Below are 12044 nucleotides of genomic sequence, written 5' to 3'. Positions count from 1 at the left end.
CGACTGTCGGCCAGTAAGCCTGGACCCTGAGGAAACAAGTAATGAAGAAGTGGCAATGTGTAGTCTGCGGCCTGATCTACAACGAAGCAGACGGTTGGCCGGATGATGGGATCGACCCAGGCACCCCGTGGCAGGACGTCCCGGAAGACTGGCTGTGCCCGGACTGCGGCGTTGGCAAAATGGATTTCGAAATGATCGAAATCGGTTGATTCGCTGAATTTTACAAACGTACTACAAGGAGAATGGAATGAGCGCACCTGTCGTGATCATCGGTACGGGCTTGGCTGGTTACAACCTGGCTCGGGAGTTTCGCAAGCTCGACAGCGAAACCCCGCTGTTGCTGATCACAGCAGATGACGGGCGTTCCTACTCCAAGCCCATGCTCTCCACCGGTTTCGGCAAAAACAAGGATGCCGATGGCCTGAGCATGGCAACCCCTGGCGCGATGGCCGAGCAACTGAAGGCCGAAGTGCGCACCCATACCCGAATCAGCGGGATCGACCCCGGTCACAAGCGCCTGTGGATCGGCGAGGAGGCGGTGGCCTACCGCGACCTGATCCTGGCCTGGGGTGCCCAGACGGTACAGGTACCGGTGGAGGGCGATGCTGCTGAACTGATTTTCCCGATCAACGACCTGGAAGACTATGCACGCTTCCGCCACGCCGCCGCCGGCAAGCGCCGTGTGCTGCTATTGGGTGCGGGGCTGATCGGCTGTGAATTTGCCAACGACCTGATCCTGGGCGGTTACACCATCGACCTGGTGGCGCCCTGCGAGCAAGTCATGCCGACCCTGCTGCACCCGGCGGCAGCTGCAGCGGTACAGGCCGGGCTCGAAGGCCTCGGTGCGCGCTTCCACCTGGGGCCGGTGCTCAACCGCCTGCAGCGCACGGCTGACGGGCTGGAAGCCCACCTGTCCGATGGCACGCTGATTGAGTGCGACTTGGTGGTGTCGGCTATTGGCTTGCGCCCACGGGTGGACCTGGCGGCTGCGGCCGGCCTGCAAATCAATCGCGGGATCATGGTCGACCGCCACCTCAAGACCTCCCACGCCAATATCTACGCCCTGGGCGACTGCGCCGAGGTCGATGGCCTGAACCTGCTGTACGTCATGCCCCTGATGAGCTGCGCCCGCGCATTGGCCCAGACCCTGGCGGGCAATGCCACGGCGGTCAACTACGGGCCGATGCCGGTCACGGTAAAAACCCCGGCGTGCCCGCTGGTGGTCTCGCCACCGCCACGGGGCACCGAAGGCGTGTGGAGCGTCGAAGGGCAGGGCGGGGACATCAAGGCCTTGTGCCGCGACGCCAGCGGCCGCCTGCTGGGCTACGCGCTTACCGGCACGGCAGTCATGGAAAAACTGGCCCTGAATAAGGAACTTCCGCCACTGCTGGCGTAAATGCTGGTCGTTCTGTCGGAATAACCACCTTTTTCCCCCTAGAAAGGTCGCCGGGAGACTGGCGCAGGCACCAATGGCATGCCATCCTCACTCCCGTCTGCCGCAGAGTAGAGCCTGCGGCGCCTTGGCGCTGCTCCAGCAGAGAGCAGCACGGACATAACAACAAAAAACCGTCAAAGAGGCTTCACCTATGCGTAAACCAGAACTCGCAGCCGCCATTGCAGAAAAAGCAGACCTGACCAAAGAACAGGCCAACCGCGTCCTCAACGCCGTACTTGAAGAAATCACCGGCGCCTTGCATCGCAAAGACAGCGTCACCCTGGTTGGTTTCGGCACCTTCCTGCAACGCCACCGTGGCGCCCGCACCGGCAAGAACCCGCAAACCGGCGAGCCAGTGAAAATCAAGGCGAGCAACACCGTAGCGTTCAAACCGGGCAAGTCGCTCAAAGACAGCGTCAACCCGTAAGCGCGGCACCGTCTCGAAGGGAGGCGGGGAGGTATGAAAAATGGGCACGCCGACTGGGTCGGGTGCCCATTTTTGTTGGGGTGTGTTCTTGGGAGGTGAAGCGGGGGCGTTGGCGCAGCAGCGAGTTTTTGCAGCGGGCCAATGACTGACTATGACGAGCCGACTGGGCGCCGGTACCTTGCCCTAACGTTTAAGCCAAGTTGTTGCTATAAGCGGTAAACGCCAGCCGATCTCCTGCTAACGCGGGAGATCGGTAGCGTTCCGCGCACAAATCGTTAAACTGCTGCGGCCACCCAATAATTACACTGAGGCCGTGTGCATGAAATTTCGTTTTCTCCTGTGGGTGCTGGGCCTGATGATGGCCAAAGCCAGCCGCAACAACCCCGCGTTCCAACAGCAGTTGGGTGACAAGGACCTGGCGTTCCAGCTGCAGACCCTCGACGGCAAGGTTGCCCGTCACTTCATCGTCAAAGACCAGCGCATCACCAGCCGCTCGGGTGTCCACCCGGAGCCTGCGTTCGCCATTGCCTTCAAAGACGCCGCCTATGGCTTCGCCACCATGCAGGCGAAGAACAAGCAACTGGCGTTCATGACGGGGATTCAGGACAAGTCGATCCAGATCAAGGGCAACCCGGCGCTGGTGATGTGGTTCCAGGGGTTGACCAAGTACTTGAAGCCGAAGAAAAAGAAGTAGGGCTTCAGTCAGACCGAGGTGAGCGCTTCGCGAGCAAGCCCGCTCCCACATTTGATCGGGTTCCAACTTTGGAATGCAGTCAAATGTGGGAGCGGGCTTGCTCGCGAATAGCGGTTTGACAGACGCCCGCTTCAGCCCTGGCTGAACTGCGACGCCAACTCCCGCAGCAGCACCTCAGCATCCAGCACCTTGCTCACCACATCCTCTGCCTTGCTGCGGTCCAGGCCCAGGCGCTCCAGCAGCTCGTCCGGAATCTCGGCTTCAGGCCCCGAGCCAATCCCACGCCCGCGCAGCAAGCGCACGGCCAGGCACACCAGGTTGGGGTATTCGGCGTACTGGCCGTCGTAGCTCGGGTCGTGCTGGAAGCGCAAGGCCGTGGACAGTTCTTGCGGCATGTCCCAGTAACGCATCAGCCAGGCGCCGATCTGCTCGCGGCTGATTCCCAGCAAGTGTTGCTCGACATAGCTGTGGCACAGGTGCGGGTTGACCTCCAGGTGCCGGCAGATCAGTGAGAAGTGCGGCGGGAACACGTGGGCCAGCAACAGATAGCCAAAGTTGTGCAGCAGGCCCGCCAGGTAGGTCAGGCCGGCTTCCGGGCGCTGGGCGCGGGGCATGGCGCGGGTCAGGCCTTCGATCACCGCCGCGGTGTAGATCGACTGGTGCCAGTAAGGCGTGGCCTGTTGCGGATGGTCCTTGGGCAGGCTCAGGGTCTTGCCCAGCGCCAGGCCCAGGGCGAGGTTGATCACCAGGTCGAAGCCCAGCACGCGGACAATGGCGTCCTCTACCGAGCGGATCTTGCCCGGCGAGGCGTAGTACGGCGATGCCGCCCAGCTCACTACTTGCGCGGCCAGGGCCGGGTCGGTTTCCACGACGCCAGTGATGTCATCGATGGTCGCGTTGGGATCGACCCGCAGCTTGATGATCTTCTGCGCGGTGTCGGCCAGCGGCGGGATCTCGATGGTGGCTTCCAGGCGTTGCTGGATACGCCGGGCGGTAAACGCCTGCATCGCTTGGGAGATCTCGTCGCGGTCGTCGTTGGGGCGGTCGAAGTTGGGCCGGATGCTGCTCAAGGGCTCACCGAAGTTGGCCGCACTGGCCTTGCTTAGCATGCGCTTGAAGTCATCGCTGGCGATTTCCAGCAGCACCGTGGCTTCGCCCGAGTGCACCAGTAAGGTCGGCTCGCGCAGCAGGCTTTCTTCGTACAGGCACGGCGAACTGGTCAGCGGTGGCAGGCCAGGCAGCAGGCTCAGGCTGTGTTTGCCGAGCATGCGCTCCAGGCGTTCCGGTGCCACGGCGGTGAGGTTGCGGCCGGTCAGTTCGGTAAGACGATTGAGATCCAGCAGTTGGCTCTGGGGGAACAGCACCATCAGGGCGCCCACGGCATCGTCGAGCAGCACCGCTTGAACCTTGCGAGCGGGGTTCAGGCCGGGGTGTTCGATGACTTCCTTGTAGCTGACGGCGAGTTTTGCGAGCAGGTCCCGAATGACCGAGGGTGCGGTCGGTGGGGCTGTGGCGTGGGCTACTTCTGACATGGCCGGATCCAATTTCCTACATTTGCTTGGAGTATAACCAGCTTGGTCCGGCTGAGGGGGGTCTAACTGTGGTTTGTGATGGTGTTGACGGTCCCCATTCCTGTAGGAGCGAGCTTACTCGCGAAGAACCTTGACGGTAACGCGGGGCACCGGCATATCCGTGGCGCCTGGGTGTTCTTCGCGAGCAAGCCCGCTCCTACAGGGGGTGGCTGATCAGACCTGACCGTATTGCTGGCCGTGGCGCAGCCAGCGATCCAGCAGCGGGCTGACGTGGTGCGGCCAGCGTTCCAGCAGGGCCTGGGCGGCGTCGCGCACGGCGGGCAGCAGGTCGGCGTCGCGCATCAGGTCGGCCACCTTGAATTGCAGCAGCCCGGTCTGGCGGGTGCCGAGCATCTCGCCGGGGCCGCGCAGTTCCAGGTCCTTTTCGGCGATCACGAAGCCGTCATTGGTCTCGCGCATGATCCCCAGGCGCTGGCGGCCAATCTGCGACAGCGGTGGATGGTAGAGCAGCACGCAGTGGCTGGCGGCACTGCCCCGGCCGACACGCCCGCGCAGTTGGTGCAGTTGCGCCAGGCCCAGGCGTTCGGGGTTTTCGATGATCATCAGGCTGGCGTTGGGTACATCCACGCCGACTTCAATCACGGTGGTGGCCACCAGCAGTTGCAGGTTGCCGGCCTTGAACTCGGCCATCACCGCGGCTTTTTCCGCAGGTTTCATGCGCCCATGGATCAGCCCGACCTTGAGCTCGCCCAAGGCGCTGGTGAGGTCTTCGTAGGTGGTTTCGGCAGCCTGGCAGGTCAGCTCTTCGGATTCTTCGATCAGCGTGCACACCCAATAGGCCTGGCGCCCTTCGGCGCAGGCGCCGCGCACGCGTTCGATCACTTCGACGCGGCGGGTGTCGGTGACCAACACCGTGTTGACAGGCGTTCGGCCCGGCGGCAGTTCGTCGAGGATCGAGGTGTCGAGGTCGGCGTAGGCACTCATGGCCAGGGTGCGTGGGATCGGGGTGGCGGTCATGATCAACTGGTGCGGGTTCATTCGCCCGCCCACGCCTTTTTCACGCAGGGCCAGCCGTTGCTGCACGCCGAAACGGTGCTGCTCGTCGATGATCACCAGGGCCAGGTTCTTGAATTTAACCTCATCCTGGAACAGCGCGTGGGTGCCGACCACCATCGGCGCGCCGGCGGCGATCTGCTCCAGGGCGGCCGTGCGGTTCTTGCCTTTGAGCTTGCCCGCCAGCCACGCCACTTCCAGGCCCAGGGGTTCGAGCCAGCGCTTGAAGGTGATGAAGTGCTGTTCGGCGAGGATCTCGGTCGGCGCCATCAGCGCCACCTGGTAACCGGCCTCCAGGGCCTGCAGCGCAGCCAGGGCGGCGACCACGGTCTTGCCGGCCCCAACATCGCCCTGGATCAGGCGCAGCATGGGTTCTTTCTGACTCAGGTCGTAAGCGATTTCATTGCCTACGCGCTGCTGCGCACCGGTCGGCGCAAAACCGAGGTTGGCCAGGTATTGCGCGGGCAGGCGCGTGGCCTTGGGCATCGCTGGCGCACGCAGGGAACGCATGCTTTCGCGCAGGCGTTGCTGGGACAGTTGATGGGTCAGCAGCTCTTCGAAGGCCAGGCGATGTTGGGCCCAGTGATGACCCAGGGCCAACTCATCCACGTCCGCGTCGGCCGGTGGATGATGCAGGTAGCGGATCGCGTCAGCCAGGGGCGCCAACTGGTAATCGCGGGCCAGCTCTTGCGGCAGCCAGTCGGGCAGGCTTTGCGGGCCGAGCAGGGTCAGGGTCTGCATGCATAGCTGGCGCAGGCGCTGTTGCGTCAGGCCTTCGGTGAGCGGGTAGATGGGGGTGAGGGTGGTGTCTACCGGCGGCGGTTCGTCGCCGGTAATGGCGCGATATTCCGGATGGTAGATTTCCAGGCCCGATGCACCCGGCCGGGCTTCGCCGTAGCAGCGCACACGAGTGCCACGCTTGAGGCCTTCCTTTTGCGCGTTGCTGAAATGGTAGAAGCGCAGGCTCAGGCCACCGGTGCCGTCCTGCAGGCGCACCACCAGGCTGCGGCGCTTGCCCATCACCACATCGGCACCGCTGACGGTGCCTTCGACCACCGCATCCTGCCCAGGGCGCAGATGGCCGATGGGCACTACGCGGGTGCGGTCCTGATAGCGCAAGGGCAGGTGAAACAGCACGTCCTGGAGGTTTTCCAGGCCAACCTTGGCCAGTTTCTCGGCCATGGCGTCACCGACACCCTTGAGTGCCGTCACCGACACCTGCGACAGCTCTGTCATACGCTTGCTTAGCTCGCAGCAGGCGGCTTGGCCACCGAACACAGGCGGATCGAGTCGGCGAGGATATCAATCGCTTTCGGGCGCGGGAAACTGGCACGCCAGGCAATCGCCACGGTACGGAACGGCACGGGCGGGGTGAGCGGACGCACTTCAATCACGCCGGCGGCGTAGTGATGGCTGTCCACGGCCGACAACGGCAGGATCGAAATACCCAGGCCGGACGCCACCATATGGCGAATAGTCTCCAGGGAGCTGGATTCGACCGTGGTGTGCTTGGCGCCGTCGTTGCCCTTGGTCAGGGTCGGGCAGGCTTCCAGGACCTGGTCGCGGAAGCAGTGACCCTCACCGAGCAGCAGCAGGCTCTTGTCGTTGAGCAGGCCAGCGTCGATCGTGTCTTTCTTCGTCCACGGGTGAGAGGCGGGCATCAGCACATAGAACGGCTCGTCGTAGAGCGGCAACGTCAGCACGTCGGCTTCATTGAACGGCAGGGCGATGATGATCGCGTCCAACTCACCGTTGCGCAGCTTGTCGCGCAGTACGTGGGTGAAGTTTTCTTCGATATACAGCGGCATCTGCGGCGCGACGCGGTGCAGTTGCGGGATCAGGTGCGGGAACAGGTACGGGCCGACGGTGTAGATCGCGCCGACTTTGAGCGGGGCCGTCAGTTGGTTCTTGCCGGCCTGGGCCAGTTCACGAATGCTCTGGGCCTGCTCCAGCACCTTCTGGGCCTGGGCGACAATGCCTTCGCCGACCGGGGTGAGGCGCACGGCGCTTTTGCTGCGCTCGAAAATCAGCACACCGAGTTCGTCTTCAAGCTTTTTCACGCCCACCGACAGCGTCGGCTGGCTGACATGGCAACGTTCGGCGGCATGGCCGAAGTGTTGCTCTTGGGCGAGGGTCACGATGTAGCGTAATTCTGTAAGAGTCATAGCGGGCGTCCATGAGGTTGCGGGCCAAGCATACCGGCTGCAATCGATAGGCGCACGTTATCAGAACTAGAGTGGGGATTGAGCGGTTTGTGCGGGGGATTTTGCTTAACGCTGAAGCGGGTCCTGAATGTGAGAGGGGGCTTGTCGGATCGCCGCACCGCCGCGATCCGACAAGCCCGCTCCCACTGGGTCAGCGGCGGCGCTTCTCGATGTTGTAGACAAACGGCGCAACGATTTCGATGCTGCCGTTTTTCAACATATCGGCCGGTGGCTTGGGCAGCGGCTGGGCACGACGGATCATCTCCAGGGTAGCGCGGTCCAGATCGGCGTTGCCGGAGCGGCCCACCAGCTCATAGGACAGCACCTTGCCTTCGGCATCCACCACGAACCGCAAGCGGTTCAAGCCTTCCTTGCCACGGGCCTGGGCGCCTGGCGGGTACTTCTTGTACTTCGCCAAGTGACCTAGCAGCGTACTTTCCCACGTTGCCTTGGCCGCGATCTGCGCCGGCGAAGGGCCGGGTTGCGGCTGCGCCGACTTTTCCGAAGGCGCATTATTCGCCGGGCTTTCGCTTGGCGGATCCTCGGAAGGTTTCTCCTTGGGCGGCTCGATCTTCTTCTCAGGCTTGGGCGGCTGTGGCTTGGGCTTGGGTTTGACCGGCTTGGGCACGGAAATCGTCGGCTTGGGGGCCTCTGCCAGTTTCGGCAATGGCAGCTCTTCCACCGGTGCTGGCGGTTGTGGAGGCGTCACCACCTTCGGCGGGGCCGGAGGTGGTGGGGCCGGCAGCGGCGCCAGGTCGATGACCATGGCTGCCGGTGGCAACTGCACCATATGTGGCGCCGACCACTGGTACGCGAGGATGATCGCGACGGCGTGGACGCCCAGCACGACGGCGAGGCTGGTGCCATAACGCGTCAGTTTGTGGCGCGTCGTGATCATTTTTTGGCTGCCGTCTCAAGTCCGACCAGACCGACCTTGAGGTAGCCGGCTGCCCGCAGGGCATCCATCACGCTCATCAGGTCGCCGTAGTCCACGCCTTTGTCGGCCTGGAAGAAGATCGTCGTGTCTTTCTTGCCCTGGGTACGGGCGTCGAGCACCGCACCGAGGGTTTCGGATTTGACTTCTTCTTCGCCCAGGAACAGGCGCTGGTCCGCCTTGACGCTGAGGAACACCGGTTTCTCCGGCCGGGGCGCGGGTTTCGCGCTGGAGGCGGGGAGGTCGACCTTGATGTCCACCGTAGCCAAGGGTGCTGCCACCATGAAGATGATCAGCAGCACCAGCATCACGTCGATAAACGGCGTGACGTTGATTTCGTGGTTCTCGACGAGCTCGTCGTCACCTTGATTCAAATGCAGGCCCATGGCCGATTACCCCACTTTCACCATGTGCGGTTGCGAGCTGCGCTCGGTAGGCAGGTGATCGAGGTCACGGCTGACCAGCAACAGGACTTCTGCCGAAGCGTCCGACACCTGGGCCTTGTAGCCGGCGATCGAACGGGCGAACACGTTGTAGATCACCACCGCAGGAATCGCGGCGACCAGGCCCAGCGCAGTTGCCAGCAGGGCTTCGGCGATGCCGGGGGCGACAACGGCGAGGTTGGTGGTCTGGGTCTTGGCGATGCCGATGAAGCTGTTCATGATGCCCCACACGGTACCGAACAGACCGACGAACGGCGCGGTGGAACCGATGGTTGCCAGCACGCCGGTGCCGTTGCTCATGTTGCGACCGCAGGCCGCTACCAGGCGCTCGAGGCGGAAGCTCACGCGTTCCTTGATGCCTTCTTTTTCGCGGGTGTTGGCCGACAGGCGCATTTCTTCCAGTGCGTCGTGCACCAGCAGGTGCGCCAGGGTGCCCTTGATGGCCGCGCTTTCGCTGGCTTCTTTAAGGGTGGTGGCTTTTTTCAGGTTGACGATTTCATTGCGCAGGCGGCGTTTGGCGCCCAGCAGCTCGAAGCCTTTGGCGATCCAGATGGTCCAGGTGATGATCGAGGCGATGGCCAGGCCAATCATCACGATCTTCACGATGATGTCAGCGTTCTGGTACATGCCCCACGGCGACAGGTCGTGTGCCATGCCCAGGGTGTTGTCTTCTTCCAGGACCACACCGGTTTCATCTTCCGGGGTCACACCCTCGGCGGCGACCGGGTCGGTGGCGGCAGGTGCGGCAGCCGGGGCACCTGGTACGGCGGCATTTTGCTCAGGTGCGGCGGCCGCAGCCGGGGCTGGTGCCGTAGCGGCAGGCGGGGTTGCCGGCGCCGTGGCATCTGCAAACGCGGCGGTCGGTGCCAGCAGGGCGCTGAACAGCACCGCAGCAATCGCGCGCCAGGCGCGGGATGGGCTGTGAGGCTTGGTTGGCGAAGCGGGGAGGTTATTGCGTGTCATGCTGGCCGGACCTGAGAGTTGAAAATAAGTAATTGTCCTGCCAGGCCGGAGGACGGCCGAGGACAAATGGGCGGTTATTATTGCAAGTAATTCTTGTTAACAGAAGTAATACAGTAACTTTATTTGTGCTTTTTCTGGCCGCTGGTCACCTGTGAGGGCTAATCTAGACCTTTGAGAACGGAGTTTTGTGATGTCTGCGCCTTCTGTGGTGATTGCCGGTTGTGGTGATGTAGGTAGTCGGCTGGCGAGTCAATTGCTGGCCGCGGGATGGGAGGTTCATGGCCTGCGGCGCAATGTCGCGCGCTTGCCGGAAGGGGTGATCGGCATTGCCGGCGACCTGTTCAATAAAGAGTGTCCCGACACGTGGCCGATCGGCGGCGTGGATTACCTGGTGTACTGCGCCGCTGCAACCGATCACGACGAGGCTGGCTACCGCAAGGCTTATGTCCAGGGCCTGCAGCATGTGCTGGAGTGGCTGGGCGACTATGGCCAGGAGCCCAAGCACCTTGTTTTCGTCTCCAGCAGCAGCGTCTACGGTCAGCAAAACGGTGAATGGGTCGATGAAACCTCGCCCACCCAGGCCGTCGGCTATTCCGGGCAGGTGATGCTGGAAGCCGAGCAAGTGGCGTTCGACAGCGGTATCCCGGCTACGACTGTGCGCTTGACCGGGATCTACGGGCCTGGACGTGAATGGTTGTTGAGCCAGGTGCGCCAAGGCTATCGCGTGGCGGTCGAGCCGCCTTTATATGGCAACCGCATACATGTCGATGACGCGGCAGGCCTGCTGGCTTATCTGCTGCTGCATGTAGAGCAGGGCGGAGCGTTGGAGAAGGTCTATATCGGTGTCGACAACGCGCCCGCACCGCTGGCCGAAGTCGTGGACTGGCTGCGTGGCTACCTTGGGGTGACCGAATGGGCCGAAGACGCCAGCGTGCGCCGCGCGGGCAGCAAGCAGTGCAGTAATGCGCGGGCTAAGGCACTGGGCTGGTCGCCCACCTATCCGAGTTACCGCGAAGGCTACGCGGCCATCCTCAAAGGCTGAGCACTACCGGCTTGAGTGGGAGCTGGCTTGTCGGGTCGCCGCATCGCTGCGATAGCATCACCTTGGTGTCACTGACACACCGAGGTGCCTGCAGTGACTTTACTGTTTATCCAGCAACCACTGGCGTGGCCCCGGGGTGAACGAAGGTACTTCGTCGGCCTGGGACGTATTGATCGCCTGGAAAATCTCCAGTTGCTTGTCATTGCGGCTGAAGATCCACGGGTTGCCCTGGCCGCCTTGTTGCAGCCAGATGCTGTCGTAGCCACCGCTCATGGAGGCGCAATCGCCGGCCAGGCACAGTGAGTATTGGTCTACGCCGGGCAGGCCGGTGACTTGGCCGTTGGCCTGGAACTGCACCGTCGCGCCGACGCCATTGCCGCTGGTGATTTTCCAGCTGCCGCCCATATAGGCCGAATACAGTGCCCGCTCGAAGTTGGCACCCAGGGGCGCGCCTTCGGGAGCAGGGTCCTTGGGCCGGTCAAAGAGCTGTTCGGGCTCATTGTCGTTGGCCACTTGCAGCAACTGCTTGCCATCACGCTTGAGTTCGGTGGTTGAGCTACCGTAGAAATCGACATTCCAGGTGCCTGACTTTTCACCTTCCAGCGTGCCTTCAGGGCGTTCAAAACCGTTGAAGTAGCGCGCTTGGTTGGCCCGGGTATTGACCTCCCATTCGAGGTTCGGACCATAGGCCTGCAGGGCTTCACGCAAAGGGCCGCCCTTGGACGCCGCATCGATGGCGACCTGGTTGATCCAGGTGCCGCTCACATCCCGGGCGGCAGGATTGCTGGCGCAGCCGCCAAGGAACAGGGTGAGCAGCGTGGAGGCAACGAGCGCTTTGCGCATTACGAAATCCTTTTAAAACGAAGTCGGCGCAACCCCTGGGGTTGCGCCGAATGTATTACTCGATGACCAGAATCGCGTCCATCTCAACCTGCGAACCCTTTGGCAGGGCGGCAACGCCAATGGCGGCGCGGGCTGGGTAGGGTTGTTCGAAGTACTTGCCCATGATCTCGTTGACCTTGGCGAAGTGGCTCAGGTCGGTGAGGAAGATGTTCAACTTGACGATGTCCTTGAACGAACCGCCCGCTGCTTCGGCTACCGACTTGAGGTTTTCGAAGACTTGTACGGTCTGGGCTTCGAAGCCTTCAACCAGCTCCATGGTCTTTGGGTCCAATGGGATCTGGCCGGACATGTAGACGGTGTTGCCCGCCTTGATCGCCTGGGAGTAAGTACCGATGGCAGCAGGTGCCTTGTCGCTGGTGATAACAGTCTTGGTCATGAATGACTCCTTGTAATGTCCGGGCTATAGGGGAGGCG

At 62.6% G+C, this 12044-nt stretch carries 13 protein-coding genes; 5 read left to right on the top strand and 8 right to left on the bottom strand.

The features are described 5' to 3' along the window. Positions 1 to 41 precede the first annotated feature (41 nt). The 4 genes from GDV60_RS00230 to GDV60_RS00215 all read left to right on the top strand — a co-directional run bounded on the left by GDV60_RS00230 (position 42) and on the right by GDV60_RS00215 (position 2556). Positions 42 to 209, top strand: a complete 168-nt coding sequence (locus GDV60_RS00230; RefSeq protein ID WP_092232179.1) for a rubredoxin — start codon at positions 42 to 44, stop codon at positions 207 to 209. Positions 210 to 247: 38 nt separating this feature from the next. Further along, positions 248 to 1396 (top strand): NAD(P)/FAD-dependent oxidoreductase, encoded by a 1149-nt coding sequence (locus GDV60_RS00225; protein WP_133715227.1) that lies wholly within the window; start codon positions 248 to 250, stop codon positions 1394 to 1396. Between the two features lie 190 nt (positions 1397 to 1586). Further along, positions 1587 to 1862, top strand: a complete 276-nt coding sequence (locus tag GDV60_RS00220; protein WP_003213368.1) for an HU family DNA-binding protein — start codon at positions 1587 to 1589, stop codon at positions 1860 to 1862. A gap of 319 nt (positions 1863 to 2181) precedes the next feature. Then, positions 2182 to 2556 carry a helicase gene (locus GDV60_RS00215; protein WP_090292443.1) on the top strand — a complete coding sequence of 125 codons (375 nt, stop codon included), beginning with the start codon at positions 2182 to 2184 and terminating at the stop codon, positions 2554 to 2556. Positions 2557 to 2687: 131 nt separating this feature from the next. Here the strand turns inward: GDV60_RS00215 and GDV60_RS00210 are convergent, their stop codons facing one another. The 6 genes from GDV60_RS00210 to exbB form a co-directional block, all read right to left on the bottom strand. Further along, a complete protein-coding gene (locus GDV60_RS00210; protein WP_070994058.1) occupies positions 2688 to 4088 on the bottom strand; it encodes an aminoacyl-tRNA deacylase and HDOD domain-containing protein in 1401 nt (466 codons plus the stop codon). A gap of 213 nt (positions 4089 to 4301) precedes the next feature. After that, on the bottom strand, positions 4302 to 6377 hold the full coding sequence (gene recG / locus GDV60_RS00205; RefSeq protein WP_029289844.1) for an ATP-dependent DNA helicase RecG: 2076 nt from the start codon (positions 6375 to 6377) through the stop codon (positions 4302 to 4304). Positions 6378 to 6385: 8 nt separating this feature from the next. Then, the gene (locus tag GDV60_RS00200) at positions 6386 to 7306 is read right to left on the bottom strand and encodes a hydrogen peroxide-inducible genes activator (protein WP_029289842.1); all 921 of its coding nucleotides are present in this window, start codon (positions 7304 to 7306) and stop codon (positions 6386 to 6388) included. Positions 7307 to 7496: 190 nt separating this feature from the next. Then, positions 7497 to 8243: an energy transducer TonB gene (locus GDV60_RS00195; protein WP_029289840.1), complete on the bottom strand. Its 747-nt coding sequence runs from the start codon at positions 8241 to 8243 to the stop codon at positions 7497 to 7499. Continuing rightward, the gene (gene exbD / locus GDV60_RS00190) at positions 8240 to 8665 is read right to left on the bottom strand and encodes a TonB system transport protein ExbD (RefSeq protein ID WP_029289838.1); all 426 of its coding nucleotides are present in this window, start codon (positions 8663 to 8665) and stop codon (positions 8240 to 8242) included. The genes GDV60_RS00195 and exbD overlap by 4 nt, the downstream gene beginning before the upstream one ends. Before the next feature lie 6 nt (positions 8666 to 8671). Further along, a complete protein-coding gene (exbB, locus tag GDV60_RS00185; RefSeq protein ID WP_029289836.1) occupies positions 8672 to 9685 on the bottom strand; it encodes a tonB-system energizer ExbB in 1014 nt (337 codons plus the stop codon). 190 nt (positions 9686 to 9875) lie between these two features. On the opposite strand from exbB, the gene GDV60_RS00180 reads away from it, so the two are divergent. Next, complete coding sequence (locus GDV60_RS00180; RefSeq protein WP_029289834.1) at positions 9876 to 10727, top strand: NAD-dependent epimerase/dehydratase family protein; 852 nt, start codon at positions 9876 to 9878, stop codon at positions 10725 to 10727. Between the two features lie 99 nt (positions 10728 to 10826). On the opposite strand, the gene GDV60_RS00175 is transcribed toward GDV60_RS00180, so the two are convergent. Further along, positions 10827 to 11570, bottom strand: coding sequence for a hypothetical protein (locus GDV60_RS00175; RefSeq protein ID WP_092232125.1), 744 nt, complete (start codon positions 11568 to 11570; stop codon positions 10827 to 10829). Positions 11571 to 11625: 55 nt separating this feature from the next. Further along, positions 11626 to 12006 (bottom strand): RidA family protein, encoded by a 381-nt coding sequence (locus tag GDV60_RS00170; RefSeq protein WP_025130815.1) that lies wholly within the window; start codon positions 12004 to 12006, stop codon positions 11626 to 11628. Positions 12007 to 12044: the final 38 nt, after the last annotated feature.

The organism is Pseudomonas sp. DTU12.1 (assembly GCF_009873475.1).
GTDB classification, from domain to species: Bacteria; Pseudomonadota; Gammaproteobacteria; order Pseudomonadales; family Pseudomonadaceae; genus Aquipseudomonas; species Aquipseudomonas proteolytica.
The sequence above is the reverse complement of the archived record's forward strand: the minus strand, read 5'-3'. Positions and strand labels throughout refer to the sequence as shown.

Excerpts from the sequence above, each read along its gene's own strand:
- GDV60_RS00230 (WP_092232179.1), top strand. The coding sequence starts at position 42 with ATGAAGAAGTGGCAATGTGTAGTCTGCGGCCTGATCTACAACGAAGCA.
- GDV60_RS00225 (WP_133715227.1), top strand. The coding sequence starts at position 248 with ATGAGCGCACCTGTCGTGATCATCGGTACGGGCTTGGCTGGTTACAAC.
- GDV60_RS00220 (WP_003213368.1), top strand. The coding sequence starts at position 1,587 with ATGCGTAAACCAGAACTCGCAGCCGCCATTGCAGAAAAAGCAGACCTG.
- GDV60_RS00215 (WP_090292443.1), top strand. The coding sequence starts at position 2,182 with ATGAAATTTCGTTTTCTCCTGTGGGTGCTGGGCCTGATGATGGCCAAA.
- GDV60_RS00210 (WP_070994058.1), bottom strand. The coding sequence starts at position 4,088 with ATGTCAGAAGTAGCCCACGCCACAGCCCCACCGACCGCACCCTCGGTC.
- recG (WP_029289844.1), bottom strand. The coding sequence starts at position 6,377 with ATGACAGAGCTGTCGCAGGTGTCGGTGACGGCACTCAAGGGTGTCGGT.
- GDV60_RS00200 (WP_029289842.1), bottom strand. The coding sequence starts at position 7,306 with ATGACTCTTACAGAATTACGCTACATCGTGACCCTCGCCCAAGAGCAA.
- GDV60_RS00195 (WP_029289840.1), bottom strand. The coding sequence starts at position 8,243 with ATGATCACGACGCGCCACAAACTGACGCGTTATGGCACCAGCCTCGCC.
- exbD (WP_029289838.1), bottom strand. The coding sequence starts at position 8,665 with ATGGGCCTGCATTTGAATCAAGGTGACGACGAGCTCGTCGAGAACCAC.
- exbB (WP_029289836.1), bottom strand. The coding sequence starts at position 9,685 with ATGACACGCAATAACCTCCCCGCTTCGCCAACCAAGCCTCACAGCCCA.
- GDV60_RS00180 (WP_029289834.1), top strand. The coding sequence starts at position 9,876 with ATGTCTGCGCCTTCTGTGGTGATTGCCGGTTGTGGTGATGTAGGTAGT.
- GDV60_RS00175 (WP_092232125.1), bottom strand. The coding sequence starts at position 11,570 with ATGCGCAAAGCGCTCGTTGCCTCCACGCTGCTCACCCTGTTCCTTGGC.
- GDV60_RS00170 (WP_025130815.1), bottom strand. The coding sequence starts at position 12,006 with ATGACCAAGACTGTTATCACCAGCGACAAGGCACCTGCTGCCATCGGT.